The sequence below is a fragment of the Rahnella victoriana genome, from assembly GCF_004330295.1.
Classification (GTDB): Bacteria; Pseudomonadota; Gammaproteobacteria; order Enterobacterales; family Enterobacteriaceae; genus Rahnella; species Rahnella victoriana.
On the sequence record NZ_SJOJ01000023.1, the window covers coordinates 60,552 to 81,538 of the forward strand.

Here is a 20,987-nt window from a genome sequence, read left to right on the forward strand (position 1 = left end):
ATTTGGGATGAGGATTCAGAAATGACCAAGAAGTTGAGCTTCACCTGCATGCTGGTTAATGGGGTTCATGCCCGACCGGCCAGTCATATCGAGACGTTGTGTAACGGCTTCGGGTCAACCTTTCAGTGGCACAATGCGCGGTCAGACCGCATTGCCGATGGCAAAAGTGTGCTGTCGCTGATTGGTGCCGATATTCTGCTGGACGATGAATGTCATGTGACGATTGAAGGACATGATGAAGAGGCCGCACATGCGGCACTGGCGCATTTTATTGAACATCAGCTTCCTCATTGCGATGAAGCCCTGCCTGAACTGGATGAAACCGCCGGACTTGAGCCGCTTCCTGAATCTCTGGCGCATCTTTCTCCTCTCCTTTTCCGTGCCCGCTCCGTCAGCGAAGGCTGTGCCGTGGGGAAACTGGTCAGCCTGTCCAGTGTGGATCTCGCCGCACTCACCGGTTTGCCTGAATCTCAGGGCAACGATAAAGAGCAGGGTTTGCTGGCCGGCGGGCTGGCCGCGCTGGAAAAATCCCTTGATTTACAACTGATGGCGGGCAGCGGCACGATCACCGCCGTGCTGGAAGCGCACCGTTCCCTGCTGCGTGATAACAGCCTGCGTGAGGCTCTGCTGAACCGCGTGGCGCAAGGCCAAAGCTGTGCGCAAAGCATTGTGGAGACCGCCGCGTATTTCAGTGCGCAACTCGCACAATCCTCCAGTGCCTACTTGCGTGAACGTGAACTGGATATTCGTGATGTCAGCTTCCAGCTGTTGCAGCATATCTATGGCGAAGCGCGCTTCCCTTCGCAGCAGGCACTGAGCGAAGCCAGCATTTGTCTGGCCGATGAACTGACGCCGAGCCAGTTTCTCGAACTGGATAAAAAACACCTGAAAGGGTTGTTGCTCGGCAGCGGGGGGAGTACCTCGCATACGGTGATCCTCGCCCGATCGTTTAATATTCCCGCGCTGGTGGGGGTCGATCCCCGGCCATTGCAGCCGTATTTGCAGCAGGAAGTGCAGATCGACGGCGATCTGGGGCTGATTGCCTGCGCGCTCAGGGAACCGGTGCGCCGTTATTACCGTCAGGAACAGGCGGTACATCAGGCTTTGCGTGAGCAGCAGAGCGAATACCTTGAGAAACCCGGCTACACCGCCGATGGCGTGCGGCTGGAAGTGGCGGCCAATATCGCGCATTCGGTGGAGGCCAGCGCGGCCTTTGCCAACGGCGCGGAAGCCGTCGGGCTGTTCCGTACTGAAATGCTTTATATGGATCGCGTCAGTGCGCCTTCCGAAGATGAACTGTACAACATTTACTGTCAGGCAACGGAAGCCGCCAGGGGTAAAACCATTATTATCCGCACCATGGATATCGGCGGCGATAAACCGGTTCATTATCTGAATATCCCTGCCGAAAATAACCCGTTCCTCGGCTATCGCGCCGTGCGTATCTATCAGGAATTCCTGCCGTTATTCCGCACCCAGTTGCGTTCAATTCTGCGTGCGTCGGCACACGGACCGCTGAAAATCATGATCCCGATGATCTCCTCCATGGAAGAGATTTTATGGGTGAAAGATCAGCTGGCGGAAGCCAAACAGTCGCTGCGCGGTGAGCAGATCCCGTTTGATGAAAAAATTCAGCTGGGGATCATGCTGGAAGTGCCGTCGGTGATGTTCATCATTGATCAGTGCTGCGAAGAGATTGATTTCTTTAGCATCGGCAGTAATGACCTGACGCAGTATCTGCTGGCGGTTGACCGTGATAACGCCAAAGTGACCCGCCATTACAACAGCCTGAATCCGGCATTTCTGCGCGGGCTGGATCACGTCGTGCGTGAAGTGCATCGTCACGGGAAATGGATTGGCTTATGTGGCGAGCTGGGGGCGAAAGGCTCGGTGTTACCGCTGCTGGTCGGGCTGGGGCTGGATGAAATCAGCATGAGTGCGCCGTCCGTGCCGGTCACCAAAGCGCGTCTGGCAAAGCTCGACAGCCGCGAGTGCCGTCTGCTGCTCAACCGCGCGATGCAATGCCGTACCTCGCTGGAAGTGGAACACCTGCTGGCGCAGTTCCGGATGACTGTTAACGACGCGCCGCTGATCACCGCCGAATGCGTGGCGCTGAATGCCGACTGGCGCAGCAAGGAAGAAGTGATTAAAGGCATGGTTGATAACCTGATGCTGGCCGGGCGATGCCGCTATCCGCGCAAGCTCGCCGCCGATGTCTGGGCGCGTGAAGCGGTATTTTCCACCGGGCTGGGATTTGGTTTTGCCATTCCGCACACCAAATCGGAACACATTGAGCAATCGACCATCAGCGTGGCGAAATTACCGCAACCGGTGCAATGGGGCGATGAAGAGGCGCAATTTGTCATCATGCTGACCCTGAATAAACACGCCGCGGGCGACCAGCATATGCGGATTTTCTCAAAGCTGGCGCGGCGGATCATGCATGACAGTTTCCGCGATGCACTGATGCATTCGACCACCGCAGCACAAATAGAAACGCTGCTGAAACAAGAACTGGAACTCTGACAGGAGAGGGTATGGAACTTTATCTGGATACTGCGGATATCAGCGCAGTGAAACATTTATCACGTATTTTGCCGTTGCAGGGCGTGACCACCAACCCGAGCATTGTTGCCAAAGCGGGCACCTCATTGTGGGAAGTGTTGCCAGCCCTGCGTGATGCGCTGGGCGGTGAAGGCAAACTATTTGCTCAGGTGCTGGCCAACCAGACGGAGCAGATCGTGGAAGAAGCCGAATTGCTGCATTCCCGCGTGCCGGGGCTGGTGGTGAAAGTGCCGGTGACGCCAGCGGGGCTGGCGGCGATTAAGATTCTGCGTACCCGCAAAATCCCGACGCTGGGCACGGCAGTGTATGGCGCGGGGCAGGGATTGCTGTCGGCGCTGGCGGGGGCTGAATATGTTGCGCCTTATGTCAACCGGGTGGATGCCCAGGGCGGTGACGGCATTGCAATGGTGACGGAGCTTCAGCAATTACTGACGCTTCATGCGCCGCATGCCAAAGTGCTGGCGGCCAGCTTTAAAACGCCGCGTCAGGTGCTGGCTTGTCTGCTGGCGGGGTGTCAGTCCGTGACTCTTCCGGTGGATGTGGCGGAGCAATTTATCAGCGCGCCCGCCGTGCAGGCGGCAGTCGATCAATTTGAGCAGGACTGGCAGGGGGCTTTCGGGCAACTGTCGTTGTAACGGATGTCATTGCGATAAAAAGCCCGGCAGGAAAACCTGTCGGGCTTTGTCGTTTTTCACGCTTTAAATGATTTCACGCGGACTTTTTATTTCACACCGTACTGAGCAAAGAATGCCAGCATCCGTTGCCAGCCATCGGTGGCCGCTTCGGCATGATAGCTTGCGCGGTAATCAGCATTAAAGGCGTGGCCCGCTTCGGGATAGACCACGATTTCTGCCGTGGCATTGGCGGCCCGGATGGCTTGCCGCATCGTTTCAATGGTATCCGGCGGAATGCTGGAATCTTCCGCGCCATACAAACCCAGCACCGGGGCATCCAGCGCCGCCGCGCGGTCTACCGGATTCGACGGGCTGGTCAGCGTTTTGTCGCCGACCAGTTTGCCGTACCACGCCACGCCCGCTTTCAGCTGCGGATTATGCGCCGCATAAAGCCAGGTAATTCGCCCGCCCCAGCAGAAACCGGTGATGCCTAATTTGGAAATATCCCCGCCGTGCTGGGAGGCCCAATGCGCGGTGTGGTCGAGATCGGAAAGTACCTGCTGATCCGGCACCTTGCTGACCAGTTTGGCAAACAGTTCGCTGATTTCGGTGTAATCACGCGGGTCGCCCTGACGGAAATACAGCTCGGGTGCGATGGCCATATAGCCCTGTTTTGCCAGACGACGGCAAATGTCCTGAATATGTTCGTGTACGCCAAAAATTTCCTGCACCACCAGAATGATCGGCAATTTACCGGTGAACTGTTCCGGACGGGCGAGATAAGCGGGCATATCTTCGCCCTGTGAGGGAATGGTGGTCTGGCCTGCGTGCAACCCGTCGGTATCCGTGTGGATCGTGGTGCTGGCGACGGGAGTGACGGCAGGGGCAAAGCTGGTCGGAGCCTGTTTCAGGGTAAGCAATTCTTCTTTTTTCATCGGGGGTCTCCAGGCAAGTGTCCATACGAAAATTTGTTGCTATGGATTAAAACTATAGCCGGAAAGCATGAACAGCAAGGCACAAGAGATGTTCTATAGTTAAACGTTAATCAGGAAAACTGTCATGGAAGAGTGAAAGAACACCCAAACCTTTGTCTGAGGAGTTATGTCCAATGTCAAAATCACCATCAAAAGTGAACAAGAAAAGTGAGCCAAAACCGGTAAGCCGCGCCCCCGCCACGGGCATTGAGTCTTCACAACCAGGGCTTGGCGATCTGGCGCCCGATGATCGCGCTTATCAGCCTTCGCCTCAGCCGACGCCGCCGGGAAAAGAGCCCACGGCTTCCGGCAGTGCCAAAAGTCCGAAAAATACCAATGCCAAACTTGATGCTCTGGAACGTCATCGTAAAAACGGTGAAAAACAGCCGCTGACCACCAATCAGGGCACCAAAATTTCTGATGATCAAAATTCGCTGAAAGCCGGAAGCCGTGGCCCGACACTGCTCGAAGATTTCATTCTGCGCGAGAAAATTACCCACTTTGACCACGAACGCATTCCTGAGCGTATCGTTCATGCGCGCGGCGCAGCGGCACATGGCTACTTCCAGCCATACCGCAATATGAAAGACGTGACCAAAGCCAGTTTCCTTTCCGATCCCGAAAAGAAAACGCCGGTCTTTGTGCGCTTTTCTACCGTACAAGGCTCCCGTGGTTCGGCAGATACCGTCCGTGATATCCGCGGCTGGGCGACCAAATTTTACACGGATGAAGGGATTTATGATCTGGTGGGCAACAACACGCCAGTGTTCTTTATTCAGGATGCGCATAAATTCCCGGACTTTGTGCATGCGGTCAAACCCGAGCCGCACAACGAAATTCCGCAGGGCGCGAGTGCGCATGATTCCTTATGGGATTACGTTTCCCTGCAACCGGAAACCTTGCATAACATTTTCTGGGCAATGTCTGACCGCGGCATTCCGCGCAGTTACCGCACAATGGAAGGGTTTGGTATCCATACGTTCCGCTTCGTGAATGCTGAAGGAAAAGCCACGTTTGTCCGCTTCCACTGGAAACCGGTGGCCGGAAAAGCCTCGCTGTTATGGGATGAGGCCCAGAAACTGGCCGGGAAGGATGCCGATTTTCACCGCCGTGATTTGTGGGAAGCCATCGAAGCGGGGGATTACCCGGAATACGAACTGGGGGTTCAGCTGATCCCCGAAGAAGACGAGTTCAAATTTGATTTCGACCTGCTCGACCCGACCAAGCTGATCCCGGAAAAACTGGTGCCGGTGGAGTTGATTGGCAAAATGGTGCTTAACCGTAATCCCGATAATTTCTTTGCCGAAACTGAGCAGGCCGCATTCCATCCGGGGCATATCGTGCCCGGCATTGATTTCACCAATGATCCGCTGTTACAGGGGCGTCTGTTCTCTTACACGGATACGCAAATCAGCCGTCTGGGCGGGCCGAATTTCCATGAAATTCCGATTAACCGTCCGACCTGCCCTTACCACAACTTCCAGCGTGACGGCATGCACCGGCAGGATGTGGATACTAATCCGGCGAACTATGAGCCGAACTCCATCAACAATAACTGGCCGAGGGAAACGCCTCCCGCAGCGTCCGGCGGCGGCTTTGAAAGCTATCCGGAACGGGTGGATGCAGAGAAAATCCGCCAGCGCAGCCCGTCTTTTGCCGAGTATTACGCCCACCCGCGTCTGTTCTGGCTGAGTCAGACCACGACGGAGCAGGATCATATTGTCGGCGCCTTCTCCTTTGAACTGTCAAAAGTCGTGCGACCTTATATCCGCGAGCGGGTTGTGGATCTGCTGGCGCATGTTGATCAGGAACTGGCGCAGAAAGTGGCGAAAAATCTGGGTATTACGTTGTCGGCCGATACCCTGAAAATCAAACCACCTAAGCCCGTGAATGGCCTGAAAAACGATCCGTCGCTGAGCCTGTATGCCAGCGGTAAAGGCACGATCAAAGGGCGTCAGGTGGCGATATTGCTGGGTGAAGGCGTGAATGCAGCAGATGTTCTGGAAATCTTGCAGGCGCTTCAGGCTGCCGGTGTGCATCCGAAACTGCTTGGCAGTCATATGGGGAATGTGACGGCCGATGACGGATCATCCTTGCCGGTTGATGCCACCTTTGCCGGTGCGCCTTCCATTTCCGTCGATGCCGTCATTGTTCCGCACGGGCATATCGATGCGTTACTGATGAACGGCGATGCGCGGCATTATCTGCTTGAGGCCTATAAGCACCTGAAAGTCATCGGGTTAAGTGGTGATGCTCGCCGTTTCAAATCACTTCTTGGGCTGACGGATGATGTGCCGGAAGAAGGCGTTGTCGAAGGCGAAAAAGCCGAAGGCGCATTGCTGAAAACCTTCCTCGAAGACATGCATAAACACCGGATCTGGTCGCGCAGCGCGGCGGCAGAAGCCGTCCCTGCCTGATTGTGTTCCGCGTTAACTGAAAAACAGGCAACCTTCGCAAAGGAGGTTGCCTGTTTATTCTTTCCGCAATCGCCTGTTAATTTGTGATGCTTGTCACAAATTAAATGTATGCGCAATTCTTGTTGTTACATCATAGTGACGGTCGTCACGAAATAACGTCACAATGTTCAGTACAGTTGCCGGGTGTTCCTCCTGCCAATAAATGACCTTACACACAGAGGAGTTTGTTATGTCTCAGCCTGAAGTTTTCCACCTTGGCCTGGCCAAAAAAGATTTAAACGGCGCGACGCTGGCGATTGTGCCCGGCGATCCTGAGCGCGTGGAAAAAATTGCCAAACTGATGGAAAATCCGGTTCGTCTGGCTTCCCACCGCGAATTTACCTCATGGCGTGCTGAGCTTGATGGCAAATCTGTGATTGTTTGCTCAACCGGTATTGGTGGCCCTTCAACCTCTATCGCGGTGGAAGAACTGGCTCAGCTGGGGATCCGTACCTTCCTGCGTGTCGGTACCACAGGGGCGATCCAGCCACACATCAATGTGGGCGACGTTCTGGTGACAACTGCTGCCGTTCGCCTTGATGGCGCGAGCCTGCACTTTGCGCCGATGGAATTCCCGGCCGTGGCCGATTTTGCCTGTACCACCGCGCTGGTTGCTGCGGCTGAAGCCGTGGGCGCTGCCACTCATATTGGCGTTACCGCCTCTTCTGACACCTTCTATCCGGGTCAGGAACGTTATGACACCTTCTCCGGCCGCGTTGTCCGTCGCTTCAAAGAATCGATGAAAGAGTGGCAGGAAATGGGCGTCATGAACTACGAAATGGAATCTGCAACCTTGCTGACCATGTGTGCAAGCCAGGGCCTGCGCGCCGGGATGGTGGCCGGTGTCATCGTGAACCGTACGCAGCAGGAGATCCCTAATGCGGAAACCATGAAGAAGACTGAAAGCCATGCGGTGAAAATTGTTGTAGAAGCGGCTCGCCGACTTATCTGATTTCCCGTCATCCTTCGAGCCGCAGGTGCGTTGGCTGCGCTCGCGAACCCGAATCACTGACTAATGTCAGCTCATCGGGATTCGTTCGGTTGCCGTCTTCCTGCAACTCGAATGATTTAGGGAAAGGATCGGATTATAAAGAAACTACATCATAGTGATGGGCTGCCGCTGGCGGCCCATTTTTTTGTCCTGTTAAGCAGATCTGTTAAGGTCATGTTAGTAATACATCTGGAATAATTGATGCATTCCGGCTTCGTATCCCTGACAAAAGGAACTGTATTTTTGACTGTTCATGACCTTCTTGAGTACACCACGACCTTTATCCGTGCGCATCAGGTGTGGGCTGCACCCATCGTTTTCTTTCTGGCTTTTGGTGAGTCTCTGGCATTTCTTTCCCTGTTGCTTCCTGCGACGTTTATCTTATTAGGGCTGGGTGCGCTGATTGGCGAAACCGGCATTCCTTTCTGGCCCGTCTGTGCCGCCGCCGCTGCGGGGGCTTTCTTCGGTGACTGGCTTTCCTACTGGGTGGGCGCACATTATCAGGATCGCGTGGGTCACTTCTGGCCTTTCTCCCGCCATCCGCAGATGTTGGTTCGCGGACATGCATTCTTTGAAAAATGGGGCATGCCGGGAGCGTTTATCGGCCGTTTCTTCGGTCCGCTGCGCGCCGTTGTGCCGCTGGTGGCCGGTATCTGTGGTATGCCACAGAAATATTTCCAGATTGCCAATGTCACCTCTGCGCTGATCTGGGCGTTTGGCATTCTGGCACCCGGTGCTTTCGGCATTCAGTGGCTGAGCCGCTGGTTTTGAATCCTGCTCCCTGTGGCTGACCGCGGCAAGAGGGTAACGGCAAAGAAATTCCCTTTTGGAAGACGTCTCGCAAAGGCTCAATGCAACAGAAAATAGACTGGACATCCATACAGCATGACATTACCTTGGCCGCAAGAGACTTTAAGAGGGAAATCGCGTGGATATCAGCATTCTGACAGCCCTGGGGGCGGGGTTAACGGGCTTACTGGTGGGCTGGCTGATCGCAAGTTTGCGACTACAGCAACAGCAGACGGAGTATGAAACGCAGCATCGTTTGCTGGAGCAATCGCTGGAACAAGCCAAAGCGGAAAATGACACGCATAAAAATGAGCGGCAACTGGCTCAGCAGCAAATGCGCGAGGCAGAGCTGGAGCTCAGAAAGTTGCACAGCCTGCAGGCCGCCAGTCAGGAAAAATTACAGCTGCTGGCGCACTGGCAAAACGAGTGTGAGCAACTGAATCAGGAACTCCGTGCGCAGCGGGAAATCAACAGCGCGCAGGAAGCAGAATTACGTGAGGTTTCCACCCGTCTGGATGAAACCCGCATGGCCGCTGAAGATAAACAACGTTTGCTGATCAACAGCGAACAGCGCCTGAGCAGCCAGTTTGAAAATCTGGCTAACCGGATTTTCGAGCAAAATGGCCGCCGTGCCGACGAACAGAACAAACAAAGCCTCGATAAATTACTGCTGCCGCTGCGCGAGCAACTCGACGGGTTCCGCCGTCAGGTGCAGGACAGCTTCGGACAGGAGGCCCGTGAGCGGCATACGCTGGCGCACGAAATCCGTAATCTGCAACAGCTGAATGTGGAGATGGCGCGTGAAGCCGTCAACCTGACCAAGGCCCTGAAAGGCGACAATAAAACGCAGGGTAACTGGGGCGAGGTGGTGCTCAGCCGCGTCCTGGAAGCGTCCGGTTTGCGGGAAGGGTATGAATATCAGACGCAGGTCAGCGTGCAGGTAGACAGCAACAGCCGGATGCAACCCGATGTGGTGGTGAGATTACCGCAGAATAAAGACGTGGTGATCGACGCCAAAATGACGCTGGTCGCCTACGAACGCTATTTCAACAGTGAAGACGACAGCGAGCGCGAAGCGGCGCTCAATGAACACATTGCGTCGGTGCGCGGTCATATCCGTCTGCTGGGGCGTAAAGACTATCAGCAACTTCCCGGCCTGCGCAGCCTCGATTATGTGCTGATGTTTATCCCTGTTGAGCCTGCTTTTCTGCTGGCAATCGACCGGGAGCCCGAATTGATCAGCGAAGCACTCCGCCACAATATTATGCTGGTCAGCCCGACGACCTTACTGGTGGCGTTACGCACTATCAGCAACCTGTGGCGCTACGAACATCAGAGCCAGAATGCCAAACGTATTGCCGATCGCGCTGCCCGTTTGTATGACAAACTGCGGTTGTTTGTCGATGACATGGAGTCGATGGGGCAAAGTCTCGACAAAGCGCAGGGAAGTTATCGATCCGCGATGAATAAACTCTCGCAAGGCCGTGGTAATCTTATCGGGCAGGTGGAAAGTTTCCGCGCACTGGGTGTTGAAGTTAAACGACCGATCAGCCCGTCACTGGCTGAGATTGCGAAAGCGGAAAACGAACCTGAAGACACCGCATCTCTGCCCGATACCTCTGATGCGGAAGAAGAACAGACGCTGAACCCGGGTGAGTTTAATTCTGCTGGCCAGGCATAGCCGGTCGGGGAAGACCCGCACTGTATTTGTGATTCAACATATGAATCTTTGCAATATGTTGAATCACCATCGGTGATGGGGCTTTCGAGCGGGTTCTGATACACTTCTCCCCAAGAGTTCGACTGAAAAAGCAGGCATATAAAATGGAAAAGCAGACGCCGGAAACCACCCATTTTGGTTTTCGTACAGTAGCCAAAGATGAAAAACAGGAAATGGTGGCAGAAGTCTTCCATTCCGTGGCCGCAAAATACGATTTGATGAATGACCTGATGTCTTTCGGTATTCATCGCATCTGGAAACGCTTCACGATTGATTGCAGCGGCGTCCGTCAGGGACAACGTGTGCTCGATCTGGCCGGTGGTACAGGCGATCTGACCGCAAAATTCTCCCGTCTGGTGGGTGAGAAAGGCGAAGTCGTTCTGGCGGATATCAACGATTCCATGCTGAAGATGGGCCGCGAGAAGCTGCGTAATCTCGGCATCGTGGGTAATGTCAGCTACGTTCAGGCAAACGCCGAAGCCCTGCCTTTCCCTGATAACTATTTTGACTGCATCACCATTTCTTTCGGTCTGCGTAACGTGACTGAAAAAGAGAAGGCGCTGCGTTCGATGTTCCGTGTGCTCAAGCCAGGCGGCCGTCTGCTGGTACTGGAATTCTCCAAACCTGTTCTGAAACCGCTGAGCAAAGCCTACGACACCTATTCCTTCCACATTCTGCCGCGTATTGGTGAACTGGTTGCGCAGGACGCAGAAAGTTACCGTTATCTGGCCGAATCAATCCGTATGCATCCGGATCAGGAAACGCTGAAAGGCATGATGGCGGATGCGGGTTTTGAAAATGTGACGTATCACAATCTGACCGGCGGCATTGTGGCTTTACATCGGGGTTTCAAATTCTGATATGAGTATGCCGATGTTGTTAACGCCGTTACTGACTGCTGCAATCGAGACGCCGCTTAATTATCTGCTTTTCAGAGATCGCAGCATGAAGGCGGCACGGACACGTCTGGCCGGTAAAGTTTTGCGTGTCGAATTGCAGGAACTGAGTGCCCCGCTGACCTTTGTGTTCAGTGAGCAGAAAATTGATGTGCTCGGGCAATGGGACGGGGCAACTGACTGCACCGTCACTTCCACGCTTTCCGTGCTGTATAAATTGCGTGATCGTCAGCAATTGTCGCCACTGATGCGCAGTGGCGAGCTGGTGGTTGACGGCGATATCTCCGTTGTTCAGCAGTTTACGTCATTGCTGGAGATGGCAGAGTTTGAGCCAGCAGAATTCCTCGCGCCTTATATCGGTGATATCGCGGCTCAGGGGTTGAGTCAGGCCGTGCAGGGCGGTTTCCGCTTTCTGCAAAAAGGGCTGAAGCATCAGCAGAGCTATGTGGCGCAAACACTGACCGAAGAGTGGAAAATGGCACCCGGTCCGCTGGAAGTTGTCTGGTTTAGCGATGAGGTTTCTGCCCTTGTGCGGGAGCTGGATGCGCTGGATAAACGTATCGAAAAACTGGAGGACAACCCGTGACGCCTAGGGAAATGCGACGTTTATACCTGATTATCCGCATGTTTCTGATCTACGGCCTTGACGAACTGATCCCTAAAATCCGCTTAACGCTGCCGCTGCGCATTGGTCGTTATCTTTTTTTCTGGTTACCTAATCGTCATAAAGAAAAGCCGCTGGGTGAGCGCATGCGTATGGCGCTGGAAGAGCTTGGGCCTGTCTGGATCAAGTTCGGTCAGATGATGTCCACACGACGTGATCTCTTCCCTCCGCAAATTGCCGATCAGCTTGCTCTGCTTCAGGACCATGTTCCGCCATTTGATGGCGCGAAAGCCCGTCAGCAAATTGACTCCGCGCTCGGCGGCCCGCTGGAAAACTGGTTTGATGAATTCGATCAGACGCCGCTGGCTTCTGCGTCGATTGCTCAGGTTCACACGGCAATCCTGAAAGAGAACGGTAAACCGGTGGTGCTGAAAGTGATCCGCCCGGATATTTTACCGACCATCGTGGCGGATATTCGCCTGATGTCGCGGCTGGCGGGCTGGTTACCGATCCTGTTGCCGGATGGTCGCCGTTTACGTCCGCGTGAAGTGGTGCGTGAATACGAGAAAACGCTGCTGGATGAGCTGAATCTGCTGCGCGAAGCCGCCAATGCAATTCAGCTTCGCCGTAACTTTGAAGGCAGCCCGATGCTGTATGTGCCGGAAGTGTATCCGGACTACTGCAGTGAGCGTCTGATGGTGATGGAACGCATTTACGGCATCCCGGTTTCTGATATTGAGGCGCTGAAAAAACAGGGCACCAATATGAAATTGCTGGCGGAACGCGGGGTGCAGGTTTTCTTCACTCAGGTTTTTCGCGACAGTTTCTTCCATGCAGATATGCATCCGGGCAACATTTTCGTGAGCTACGAAACGCCTGAAGACCCTTGCTACATTGGGATCGATTGCGGCATAGTGGGTTCGCTCAATAAGGAAGACAAGCGCTATCTGGCGGAGAATTTCATCGCATTCTTTAATCGCGATTACCGCAAAGTGGCTGAACTGCATGTTGATTCCGGTTGGGTTCCTCGCGATACCAACGTTGAAGAGTTCGAATTTGCGATCCGTACGGTGTGTGAGCCGATTTTTGAGAAGCCGCTGGCGGAAATTTCCTTCGGTAACGTTTTGTTAAACCTGTTTAATACGGCTCGCCGTTTTAATATGGAAGTCCAGCCTCAGCTGGTGTTGCTGCAAAAAACACTGTTGTATGTTGAAGGCCTGGGACGTCAGCTTTATCCTCAACTGGATTTGTGGACGACGGCGAAACCTTTCCTCGAAAGCTGGGTTCGCGATCAGGTCGGTTTACCGGCGATGATCCGTGCGCTGAAAGAACGTGCGCCGTTCTGGCTTGAGAAAATGCCTGAATTGCCCGATCTGGTTTATCAGAGCCTGCATCAGCACAAGCTGATGCAATACAACATTGAGAAGCTTTCCTCCCAGATCCATAACCAGGGATCCCGTCAGGGGCAGTCCCGTTATCTTCTGGGTATTGGTGCGACGCTCCTGTTGAGCGGAACTCTCTTACTGTTAGGCGGCGTCGAAGTGTATCCGGCGTGCCTGATGGCCGCAGGTGTCGTTTCCTGGTTAATTGGCTGGAAACGCGCCAGCTAAACATTTGCTGTATATTGAATGCCGTTTGCGAACGGCAATGAATGTCGTTCCTTCCTATTGAGGTGAAAATAATGGGTGGTATTAGTATTACAAAAATCCTGATTCTCGTTGTTCTTGTGGTGCTGCTGTTCGGTACGAAGAAACTGCGTGGTCTGGGTTCTGATCTGGGTGCGTCCATCAAAGGCTTCAAAAAGGCCATGAGTGACGACGACAGCCAGCCTAAAAACAAAGACGCTGACATTTCTCCAACCGATGCTGATTTTGTAGCGAAGTCTGTTGAGAGCAAGCCAGAAGCGAAAGCAGAAGACACCAAGAGCCAAAACAAAGAGCAGGTATAAGCCGTGTTCGATATTGGATTTAGTGAACTGCTGCTGGTATTGGTGATTGGCCTGGTTGTCCTCGGGCCGGAGCGTTTACCTGTAGCAGTCAGAACAGTAGCAGGCTGGATCCGTACGCTTCGTGCCATGGCCGCGTCGGTTCAGAGCGAATTGTCGCAGGAACTTAAACTTCAGGAACTGCAGGATAGCCTGAAGAAAGCGGAAGAATCCGGTCTGAAGAACCTTACGCCAGAAATCAAAGCGTCTATGGACGAGTTGAAGGAAGCGGCAGAATCCATGAAACAGTCGATCAATTCAGGATTGAATCCTGCTGAGAAAGCGGTGGAAGAAGCCAAAGCGGAAGGTAATACCATTCACAATCCGGTTCTGGATGAGGCGGAAGCGCATCACGATGCGGGAGTGTCGCCGGCCAAGGCGGATAACGTGGTTTCTGCACCGGCAACGGCGCCGCAAAGTGCGGTGGATGCCGCGCTGGCATCGAATAAAACGGCACATGCTGCGGCCGTGACGCTGGAAAAAACGTCCGAATCCGCTGCTGATGCTGCTGATGCTGCTGTTGAGGTTACACCGGCGGTGAAAACCGCAGCTGTTGAAGCACCTGTTGCTGAACCCGCAGTACCGGTTAAACCGGCTTCATCAACTCAAACGACAGGTGAGCGCTAAACATGGCCGTTGAAGATACTCAACCTCTTATCAGCCATTTGATTGAGCTGCGTAAGCGTCTGCTGAATGCCATTATTTGCATCATTGTGGTGTTTTTAGCGCTGGTTTATTTTGCGAATGATATCTACCAGCTGGTGGCTTCACCGCTGATTAAGCAAATGCCGCTGGGCGCGAGCATGATTGCGACTGACGTCGCGTCGCCGTTCTTTACGCCTATTAAGCTGACCATGATTGTGTCGGTGTTTGTGTCTGCGCCCTTCATTTTGTATCAGGTCTGGGCATTTGTGGCACCGGCGCTGTACAAGCATGAACGCCGTCTGATGATGCCGCTGCTGTTCTCAAGCTCGGCGTTGTTCTATCTCGGTGTGGCGTTTGCTTACTTCGTGGTGTTCCCGCTGGCGTTTGCTTTCTTTGCGAAAACGGCACCGGCTGGCGTACAGATCGCCACGGACATTAACAACTATCTCGATTTCGTGATGGCGCTGTTTATGGCATTTGGTGTGTCTTTCGAAGTGCCTATCGCCATTGTGTTGCTGTGCTGGAGTGGGGTGACAACGCCCGAAGACCTGAAAAAGAAACGTCCTTATGTACTGGTCGGGGCTTTTGTGGTCGGGATGTTGTTAACGCCGCCGGATGTTTTCTCGCAGACGTTGCTGGCCATTCCGATGTATCTCTTGTTTGAAATCGGCGTGTTCTTTGCCCGTTTCTATGTCGGAGGTCGCCGCCGGTCGGATGTCGATAACGAGACCGATCCGGATCAGCCTGCGTAAAAAATCTTTCGTTTTTAAAAACCGCCCTTGTTTGGGCGGTTTCTGTTTCAGGACTTCCCATGTTTGAAATTGGTATTAATCTCACCAGCAGTCAGTTTGATAAAGACCGTCCGCAAGTGGTGGAAAGAGCCAGAGCTGCCGGTCTGAGCGGGATGTTGATCACCGGTACGTCAGCGCAGGAAAGTGTGGATGCGCAGAAAATGGCGTCTGAACATCCTGATTTTTGCTGGTCTACGGCGGGTGTGCATCCGCATCAGGCGAGCGACTGGAATGCGCAGGTGGAAGAGAGTATCCGGCAGCTGGCCGGAATGCCCCATGTGGTCGCCATCGGTGAGTGCGGGCTGGATTTCAATCGTAACTTTTCTCCGGCAGATCTTCAGGAAGCCGCTTTCACGGCGCAGCTTGCATTGGCGAAAGCATTGCAGTTGCCGGTATTTCTGCACTGTCGCGATGCCGGTGAGCGTTTCGCGGCCTTGCTGAAACCCTGGCTGTCTGATTTACCGGGCGGCGTGGTGCACTGTTTCACCGGTACCCGACAGGAGCTGGATCTCTACCTGTCGCTCGGGTTGTCGATCGGTATTACCGGCTGGGTGTGCGACGAGCGTCGCGGACTGGAACTGCGTGAAATGTTGCCGCTGATCCCGTCGGACAGGCTGATGCTGGAAACCGATGCCCCGTATTTACTGCCACGTGATATGGAAAATAAACCGAAAAACCGCCGCAATGAACCGGCTTTCCTGCCGCACATCGTGAAGCAGGTGGCGCTGTGGCGGGGTGAGGATCCACAGTGGCTGGCGGATACCACGGATGACAATGCGCGCAGACTTTTTGCGTTGCCCGTCCGCAACTGAAGCCCGTAAAAAAGGCACCGCTGAAGGTGCCTTTGTCTTTTTCACTGACCGGAAAGGCCGGTCAGAGTTTCTGAAAGTGCGTATTTTCGATGCTCTGGCGAACCGGCTGATTGATGAGGTTCAGCATCAGCAGCGACCGCGCCTCGCCGTCAGGTTCGGTATAAATCGCTTCGATACCGGCAAATATCCCGTCAGTGATCACCACAGCATCGCCTTCATACGGCGTCTCAGGATCACGTACTTCGACCGATGGCGGTTCCATCAGTTGTTTAATCACGTCCGGCTGTACCGTCGCCAGTTTCGCGCCAAAGCGGATGAAGTGGCTGACGCCACGCGTCGCGTTGATCGTCGTGGTGTGGATCCGCTCGGGGTCAAACTCGATGAACATGTAATTCGGGAACAATGGCTCGCTGACGGCTGTACGGCGTCCGCGCACTAACTTCTCCAATGTGATCATCGGCGTCAGACAGTTAACGTGCTGGCGCTCAAGATGTTCCTTTGCGCGAAGAAGCTGACCACGTTTGCAATAGAGTAAATACCAGGATTCCATAGTTTCCCACATAAAAGCGTCGAGCGGGGCAGCATACCAAAAGCCGCTCATGAGATACAGACAGTGCAAGTCTGTGCAGACTGTCGGCCCGTTATCTTTTATTATCGGAGAAAAGCGCGTTCTTATCCCCTCTATTAGTCTTATTTTATCAGGAGAAGTCTCATGGAGTTGTTCTTACTGAGTAACGGTAAGCTCTCAGGTGAATCAGAGTTACTGGGCTACGCGAAAGCCCGTATCCAGACCCTGTTGCAGGCACGCAAGATCACGTCTGCGGTTCTGATCCCTTACGCCCTGATCCGCAGTGATTATGATGCCCGTGCGAAAGAGCTTTCAGATGTGCTGGGCATTGACGTCAGCAGCATTCATCACGCAGAAAACCCAGCAGACGCCATTGCCAGCGCGCAATGTATTCTGATCAGCGGCGGCAACACCTGGATGCTCAATCAGATGCTGCATGAAAACAGCCTGATCGTACCCATCCAGCGCGCCGTGCGTGAGCGTAATGTGCCGTATATTGGCTGGAGCGCGGGCTGTAACGTGGCGACGCCAAGTATCCGCACCACTAATGATATGCCGGTTCGTAACTCAGTGGTTCTGCCGTCGATCGGGCTGTTCCCGGTGCAAATCAATCCGCACTACATTGACGCGCATTTAAGCGGACATATGGGAGAAACCCGTGATGAGCGTATTGCGGAATTCTGTGCGGTCAATCCGTCCGAATCGGTGATTGCCCTGCGTGAAGGTAGCTTGTTGCAGGTGTCCGGCAATGATCTGAGTTACTTCAGTGCTAAAGATCAGGGCTTTAAAGTTTTCCGTCACGGACAGGAAACACAGGAATATCAGGATACTCAGGCGATTCAGTCTCTGGTGCCTTTTAACTGCCTGTGATGAGTGGCGCGATATCACTTCCGCACCGTCAGTCCAGAAATACCGGGGCTGACGGTTATACTGCTTTTTCGTTATGAGAGATTGTTTACTAATAACAAACCTGCTGATAACAAAAAGGCAGCAACAACCCCGGAGAGGCTCTATAATGCCCTCCTTCAACCCGGCGACTCAGAATCAGCATGAAATACCGTGATTTACGTGACTTCCTCTCGTTACTCGAACAGAGAGGCCAACTGAAACGCATTAGCCAGGAAGTCGATCCTTATCTGGAAATGACCGAAATTGCCGATCGTACCCTGCGTGCAGGCGGCCCGGCGCTTTTGTTCGAAAATCCAAAAGGCTACGACATGCCGGTTCTGTGCAATCTGTTCGGCACACCTCAGCGTGTGGCGATGGGCATGGGAAAAGAGGACGTCAGTGCGTTGCGTGAAGTCGGTGAATTGCTGGCGTTTCTGAAAGAGCCTGAGCCGCCGCGCGGTTTTCGCGATTTATACGATAAAGCGCCGAAGTTTAAACAGGTGCTGAATATGCCGACCAAGGTGCTGCACTCCGCGCCTTGTCAGCAGCAGATCTGGGAAGGTGATGCGGTCGATATCACTAAAATTCCGGTGATGCAGTGCTGGCCGGAAGATGCCGCGCCGCTGATCACCTGGGGGCTGACCGTCACCCGTGGCCCGAACAAGCCGCGTCAGAATCTGGGCATTTATCGCCAGCAGGTGCTGGGCAAAAATAAAGTCATCATGCGCTGGTTGTCCCATCGCGGCGGCGCGCTGGATTTCCAGGAGTGGTGCCAGCAGAATCCGGGGCAACGTTTTCCGGTTTCCGTGGCTCTGGGCGCCGATCCGGCCACCATTTTGGGGGCAGTGACGCCGGTGCCTGATACGCTTTCTGAATATGCTTTCGCCGGATTGTTGCGCGGCAATAAAACGGAAGTGGTGAAGTGTATTTCAAACGATCTGGAAGTGCCTGCCAGCGCCGAAATTGTGCTGGAAGGGTATATCGAACCGGGCGAAATGGCGCCGGAAGGCCCTTATGGCGACCATACCGGCTACTATAATGAAGTGGACAGTTTCCCGGTGTTCACCATTACACACATGACGCAGCGGAAAGACGCTATCTATCATTCCACCTACACCGGACGTCCGCCGGATGAACCTGCGGTACTGGGGGTGGCGCTGAATGAAGTGTTTGTGCCGATTCTGAAAAAGCAGTTTCCGGAAATTGTTGATTTCTATCTGCCGCCGGAGGGTTGCTCCTACCGTCTGGCTGTCGTTACCATGAAGAAGCAGTATGCCGGTCACGCGAAGCGCGTGATGATGGGCGTCTGGTCATTCCTGCGTCAGTTCATGTACACCAAGTTTGTGATTGTGTGCGACGACGACGTGAATGCCCGCGACTGGAACGACGTGATTTGGGCGATTACTACCCGGATGGATCCCGCGCGGGATACGGTTCTGGTAGAAAATACGCCGATTGATTATCTCGATTTCGCCTCCCCGGTATCGGGCCTCGGCTCAAAAATGGGGATGGATGCGACCAACAAATGGCCGGGTGAAACGCAGCGTGAATGGGGGCGTCCGATTGTGAAAGATCCGGAAGTCACCGCGCGTATCGACGCTATTTGGGATGAACTCGCTATTCTTAATGATAAAGACGATGTGAAAAAATAATCGAACCTTTGTCCTACGCTTTGATTTGACGACCCACAGAGGGAACGCATGACAACATTGAGCTGTAAAGTGACCTCGGTTGAGGCGATAACCGATACGGTGTATCGGGTCCGGCTGGTTCCGGAAGCGCCTTTCTCGTTCCGCGCGGGTCAGTATCTGATGGTAGTGATGGATGAGCGCGACAAGCGTCCGTTCTCACTGGCCTCCACGCCTGCTCAACATAATGTGATTGAGCTGCACATTGGCGCGTCTGAACTGAATCTGTACGCGATGGCGGTAATGGATCGCATCCTGAAAGAACAGGCCATCACCGTGGATATTCCGCACGGCGATGCCTGGCTGCGGGAAGACGGCGAACGTCCGCTGGTGCTGATTGCGGGGGGAACCGGGTTCTCTTACGTACGTTCCATTCTGATTACCGCACTCGAACAGCAACCTCACCGCGACATCTCCATTTACTGGGGCGGCCGTGAGCTGAAGCATTTGTATGATCTGTCTGAGCTGGAAGCGATAAGCATCAATCACCCGAACCTGAAAGTGATCCCGGTGGTTGAACAGCCGGAAGACGGCTGGCAGGGCAGGAGCGGCACCGTGCTGAGCGCGGTTTTACAGGATTTCTCCTCACTGGCTGAACACGATATTTATATCGCCGGTCGTTTTGAGATGGCTAAAATCGCCCGTGAACGTTTTGTCGCGGAACGCGGTGCGCTGGAAGATCGTTTGTTTGGTGATGCCTTCTCGTTCATCTGATTGAACAACGAAAAAGCCCGCCCCTGACAGGCGGGAAAACGGCAACTAAAACGGGTAAGACAGATTGATCAAAGCGGGCTGAATGCCCGCTTTTTTGTTTTTGCAGAAAGGGAGGGTCAGACGCGTTCGAAAACGGTCGCGATGCCCTGACCTAAACCGATACACATGGTCGCAACGCCAAACTGGACATCGCGGCGTTCCATCAGGTTCAGCAAGGTGGTGGAAATGCGCGAGCCGGAACAGCCGAGCGGGTGACCGAGCGCGATAGCGCCTCCGTTCAGGTTGACGCGATCTTCCATGCTTTCCAGCAGCCCCAGGTCTTTCACACAAGGCAACGCCTGTGCGGCAAAGGCTTCGTTCAGTTCGAACAGGCCGATGTCCTGCACGCTCAGTCCGGCGCGTTTCAGTGCCAGACGCGTTGCAGGAACCGGGCCGTAACCCATGATCGACGGGTCGCAGCCGACCACCGCCATCGCACGGATGCGGGCGCGGGCTTTCAGACCTAACGACGCCGCGCGGGATTCGCTCATCAGCAACATCGCCGATGCGCCGTCGGACAGCGCCGAGGACGTCCCCGCCGTGACCGTGCCGTTCACCGGATCGAAGGCCGGACGCAAGGCCGCCAGCGTGGCGACTGTAGTTTCCGGGCGGATCACTTCGTCGAAATCATAACGGGTCAGCACGCCGTCGGCGTTATGGCCTTCGGTTGCCACGATTTCATTGGCGAAATGCCCCGCGATGGTGGCCGCATGGGCACGCTGGTGTGAACGTGCGGCGAATTCATCCTGCATTTCACGGCTGATCTGGTGCATTTTCGCCAGCATTTCAGCGGTCAGTCCCATCATCCCCGCCGCTTTCGCGACAGTTTTGCTCAGGCCGGGATGAAAATCGACGCCGTGATTCATCGGCACATGGCCCATATGTTCCACGCCGCCGATCAGGCTGACCTGCGCATCGCCGACCATAATGGCGCGCGCTGCGTCGTGCAGTGCCTGCATGGAAGAACCACACAGGCGGTTAACGGTGGTCGCCGGGACACTGTGCGGGATTTCCGCCAGCAATGCGGCATTGCGGGCTATGTTGAAGCCTTGTTCCAGCGTCTGCTGCACACAGCCCCAGTAAATATCATCAATCTCTTTGGCGTTCAGTGCCGGATTGCGGGCCAGCACGGCGCGCATCAGATGTGCGGAGAGATCTTCAGCCCTGACGTGGCGGAATGCACCGCCTTTCGAACGGCCCATTGGCGTGCGGACTGCGTCAACAATGACTACGTTTTCCATGATTTCGG

General features: G+C 54.3%; 19 protein-coding genes. 16 read left to right on the forward strand and 3 right to left on the reverse strand.

The window, feature by feature from the left end; all coding sequences use genetic code 11:
• Window positions 1–21: 21 nt before the first annotated feature.
• Both ptsP and fsa read left to right on the forward strand, forming a co-directional pair.
• The gene (gene ptsP, locus EYY67_RS18385; protein WP_131694082.1) at window positions 22–2,526 is read left to right on the forward strand and encodes a phosphoenolpyruvate--protein phosphotransferase; all 2,505 of its coding nucleotides are present in this window, start codon (window positions 22–24) and stop codon (window positions 2,524–2,526) included.
• An 11-nt stretch (window positions 2,527–2,537) separates the two neighbouring features.
• Window positions 2,538–3,200: a fructose-6-phosphate aldolase gene (gene fsa / locus EYY67_RS18390; protein WP_119825640.1), complete on the forward strand. Its 663-nt coding sequence runs from the start codon at window positions 2,538–2,540 to the stop codon at window positions 3,198–3,200.
• A gap of 86 nt (window positions 3,201–3,286) precedes the next feature.
• On the opposite strand, the gene EYY67_RS18395 is transcribed toward fsa, so the two are convergent.
• Window positions 3,287–4,114 (reverse strand): dienelactone hydrolase family protein, encoded by an 828-nt coding sequence (locus EYY67_RS18395; protein WP_131694083.1) that lies wholly within the window; start codon window positions 4,112–4,114, stop codon window positions 3,287–3,289.
• Window positions 4,115–4,287: 173 nt separating this feature from the next.
• Here EYY67_RS18395 and katE point away from each other — a divergent pair, with 173 nt between their 5' ends.
• From katE to tatD, 11 genes are all read left to right on the forward strand, one after another.
• Window positions 4,288–6,570: a catalase HPII gene (gene katE / locus EYY67_RS18400; RefSeq protein WP_415838653.1), complete on the forward strand. Its 2,283-nt coding sequence runs from the start codon at window positions 4,288–4,290 to the stop codon at window positions 6,568–6,570.
• 229 nt (window positions 6,571–6,799) lie between these two features.
• Window positions 6,800–7,561 carry a uridine phosphorylase gene (gene udp / locus EYY67_RS18405; RefSeq protein WP_095924264.1) on the forward strand — a complete coding sequence of 254 codons (762 nt, stop codon included), beginning with the start codon at window positions 6,800–6,802 and terminating at the stop codon, window positions 7,559–7,561.
• A gap of 282 nt (window positions 7,562–7,843) precedes the next feature.
• Entirely contained in the window at window positions 7,844–8,371 is a 528-nt protein-coding gene (locus EYY67_RS18410; RefSeq protein WP_095925253.1) for a DedA family protein, read from the forward strand.
• Window positions 8,372–8,528: 157 nt separating this feature from the next.
• On the forward strand, window positions 8,529–10,070 hold the full coding sequence (gene rmuC / locus EYY67_RS18415; protein ID WP_095924265.1) for a DNA recombination protein RmuC: 1,542 nt from the start codon (window positions 8,529–8,531) through the stop codon (window positions 10,068–10,070).
• 143 nt (window positions 10,071–10,213) lie between these two features.
• Complete coding sequence (ubiE, locus tag EYY67_RS18420; RefSeq protein WP_095924266.1) at window positions 10,214–10,969, forward strand: bifunctional demethylmenaquinone methyltransferase/2-methoxy-6-polyprenyl-1,4-benzoquinol methylase UbiE; 756 nt, start codon at window positions 10,214–10,216, stop codon at window positions 10,967–10,969.
• A gap of 13 nt (window positions 10,970–10,982) precedes the next feature.
• Window positions 10,983–11,591 carry a ubiquinone biosynthesis protein UbiJ gene (gene ubiJ / locus EYY67_RS18425; protein ID WP_131694093.1) on the forward strand — a complete coding sequence of 203 codons (609 nt, stop codon included), beginning with the start codon at window positions 10,983–10,985 and terminating at the stop codon, window positions 11,589–11,591.
• Complete coding sequence (gene ubiB, locus EYY67_RS18430; protein WP_095924267.1) at window positions 11,588–13,219, forward strand: ubiquinone biosynthesis regulatory protein kinase UbiB; 1,632 nt, start codon at window positions 11,588–11,590, stop codon at window positions 13,217–13,219. Before ubiJ ends, ubiB begins: the two co-directional genes overlap by 4 nt.
• Before the next feature lie 71 nt (window positions 13,220–13,290).
• On the forward strand, window positions 13,291–13,557 hold the full coding sequence (tatA, locus tag EYY67_RS18435) for a Sec-independent protein translocase subunit TatA (protein ID WP_095925255.1): 267 nt from the start codon (window positions 13,291–13,293) through the stop codon (window positions 13,555–13,557).
• A gap of 3 nt (window positions 13,558–13,560) precedes the next feature.
• A complete protein-coding gene (gene tatB / locus EYY67_RS18440; protein ID WP_131694084.1) occupies window positions 13,561–14,220 on the forward strand; it encodes a Sec-independent protein translocase protein TatB in 660 nt (219 codons plus the stop codon).
• 2 nt (window positions 14,221–14,222) lie between these two features.
• On the forward strand, window positions 14,223–14,990 hold the full coding sequence (gene tatC / locus EYY67_RS18445; protein WP_013577431.1) for a Sec-independent protein translocase subunit TatC: 768 nt from the start codon (window positions 14,223–14,225) through the stop codon (window positions 14,988–14,990).
• Between the two features lie 59 nt (window positions 14,991–15,049).
• Window positions 15,050–15,841: a 3'-5' ssDNA/RNA exonuclease TatD gene (tatD, locus tag EYY67_RS18450; protein ID WP_131694085.1), complete on the forward strand. Its 792-nt coding sequence runs from the start codon at window positions 15,050–15,052 to the stop codon at window positions 15,839–15,841.
• A 61-nt stretch (window positions 15,842–15,902) separates the two neighbouring features.
• Here the strand turns inward: tatD and rfaH are convergent, their stop codons facing one another.
• Window positions 15,903–16,391 (reverse strand): transcription/translation regulatory transformer protein RfaH, encoded by a 489-nt coding sequence (rfaH, locus tag EYY67_RS18455; protein WP_195818158.1) that lies wholly within the window; start codon window positions 16,389–16,391, stop codon window positions 15,903–15,905.
• A gap of 162 nt (window positions 16,392–16,553) precedes the next feature.
• On the opposite strand from rfaH, the gene pepE reads away from it, so the two are divergent.
• The 3 genes from pepE (at window position 16,554) to fre (ending at window position 19,699) form a co-directional block, all read left to right on the forward strand.
• The gene (gene pepE / locus EYY67_RS18460) at window positions 16,554–17,279 is read left to right on the forward strand and encodes a dipeptidase PepE (RefSeq protein ID WP_095924271.1); all 726 of its coding nucleotides are present in this window, start codon (window positions 16,554–16,556) and stop codon (window positions 17,277–17,279) included.
• Window positions 17,280–17,458: 179 nt separating this feature from the next.
• Window positions 17,459–18,949 carry a 4-hydroxy-3-polyprenylbenzoate decarboxylase gene (gene ubiD / locus EYY67_RS18465; protein ID WP_095924272.1) on the forward strand — a complete coding sequence of 497 codons (1,491 nt, stop codon included), beginning with the start codon at window positions 17,459–17,461 and terminating at the stop codon, window positions 18,947–18,949.
• A gap of 48 nt (window positions 18,950–18,997) precedes the next feature.
• Complete coding sequence (fre, locus tag EYY67_RS18470) at window positions 18,998–19,699, forward strand: NAD(P)H-flavin reductase (RefSeq protein ID WP_095924273.1); 702 nt, start codon at window positions 18,998–19,000, stop codon at window positions 19,697–19,699.
• Between the two features lie 116 nt (window positions 19,700–19,815).
• Here fre and fadA read toward each other — a convergent pair whose 3' ends face one another.
• Window positions 19,816–20,979, reverse strand: coding sequence for an acetyl-CoA C-acyltransferase FadA (gene fadA / locus EYY67_RS18475; RefSeq protein WP_131694086.1), 1,164 nt, complete (start codon window positions 20,977–20,979; stop codon window positions 19,816–19,818).
• Window positions 20,980–20,987: the final 8 nt, after the last annotated feature.

What these genes read in the sequence shown, in the direction of transcription:
- fsa (WP_119825640.1), top strand. Translation starts at nt 2,538, where the DNA reads ATGGAACTTTATCTGGATACTGCGGATATCAGCGCAGTGAAACATTTA.
- fadA (WP_131694086.1), bottom strand. Translation starts at nt 20,979, where the DNA reads ATGGAAAACGTAGTCATTGTTGACGCAGTCCGCACGCCAATGGGCCGT.
- tatA (WP_095925255.1), top strand. Translation starts at nt 13,291, where the DNA reads ATGGGTGGTATTAGTATTACAAAAATCCTGATTCTCGTTGTTCTTGTG.
- tatD (WP_131694085.1), top strand. Translation starts at nt 15,050, where the DNA reads ATGTTTGAAATTGGTATTAATCTCACCAGCAGTCAGTTTGATAAAGAC.
- pepE (WP_095924271.1), top strand. Translation starts at nt 16,554, where the DNA reads ATGGAGTTGTTCTTACTGAGTAACGGTAAGCTCTCAGGTGAATCAGAG.
- ptsP (WP_131694082.1), top strand. Translation starts at nt 22, where the DNA reads ATGACCAAGAAGTTGAGCTTCACCTGCATGCTGGTTAATGGGGTTCAT.
- ubiJ (WP_131694093.1), top strand. Translation starts at nt 10,983, where the DNA reads ATGTTGTTAACGCCGTTACTGACTGCTGCAATCGAGACGCCGCTTAAT.
- EYY67_RS18395 (WP_131694083.1), bottom strand. Translation starts at nt 4,114, where the DNA reads ATGAAAAAAGAAGAATTGCTTACCCTGAAACAGGCTCCGACCAGCTTT.
- udp (WP_095924264.1), top strand. Translation starts at nt 6,800, where the DNA reads ATGTCTCAGCCTGAAGTTTTCCACCTTGGCCTGGCCAAAAAAGATTTA.
- tatC (WP_013577431.1), top strand. Translation starts at nt 14,223, where the DNA reads ATGGCCGTTGAAGATACTCAACCTCTTATCAGCCATTTGATTGAGCTG.
- rfaH (WP_195818158.1), bottom strand. Translation starts at nt 16,391, where the DNA reads ATGGAATCCTGGTATTTACTCTATTGCAAACGTGGTCAGCTTCTTCGC.
- katE (WP_415838653.1), top strand. Translation starts at nt 4,288, where the DNA reads ATGTCAAAATCACCATCAAAAGTGAACAAGAAAAGTGAGCCAAAACCG.
- fre (WP_095924273.1), top strand. Translation starts at nt 18,998, where the DNA reads ATGACAACATTGAGCTGTAAAGTGACCTCGGTTGAGGCGATAACCGAT.
- ubiE (WP_095924266.1), top strand. Translation starts at nt 10,214, where the DNA reads ATGGAAAAGCAGACGCCGGAAACCACCCATTTTGGTTTTCGTACAGTA.
- ubiD (WP_095924272.1), top strand. Translation starts at nt 17,459, where the DNA reads ATGAAATACCGTGATTTACGTGACTTCCTCTCGTTACTCGAACAGAGA.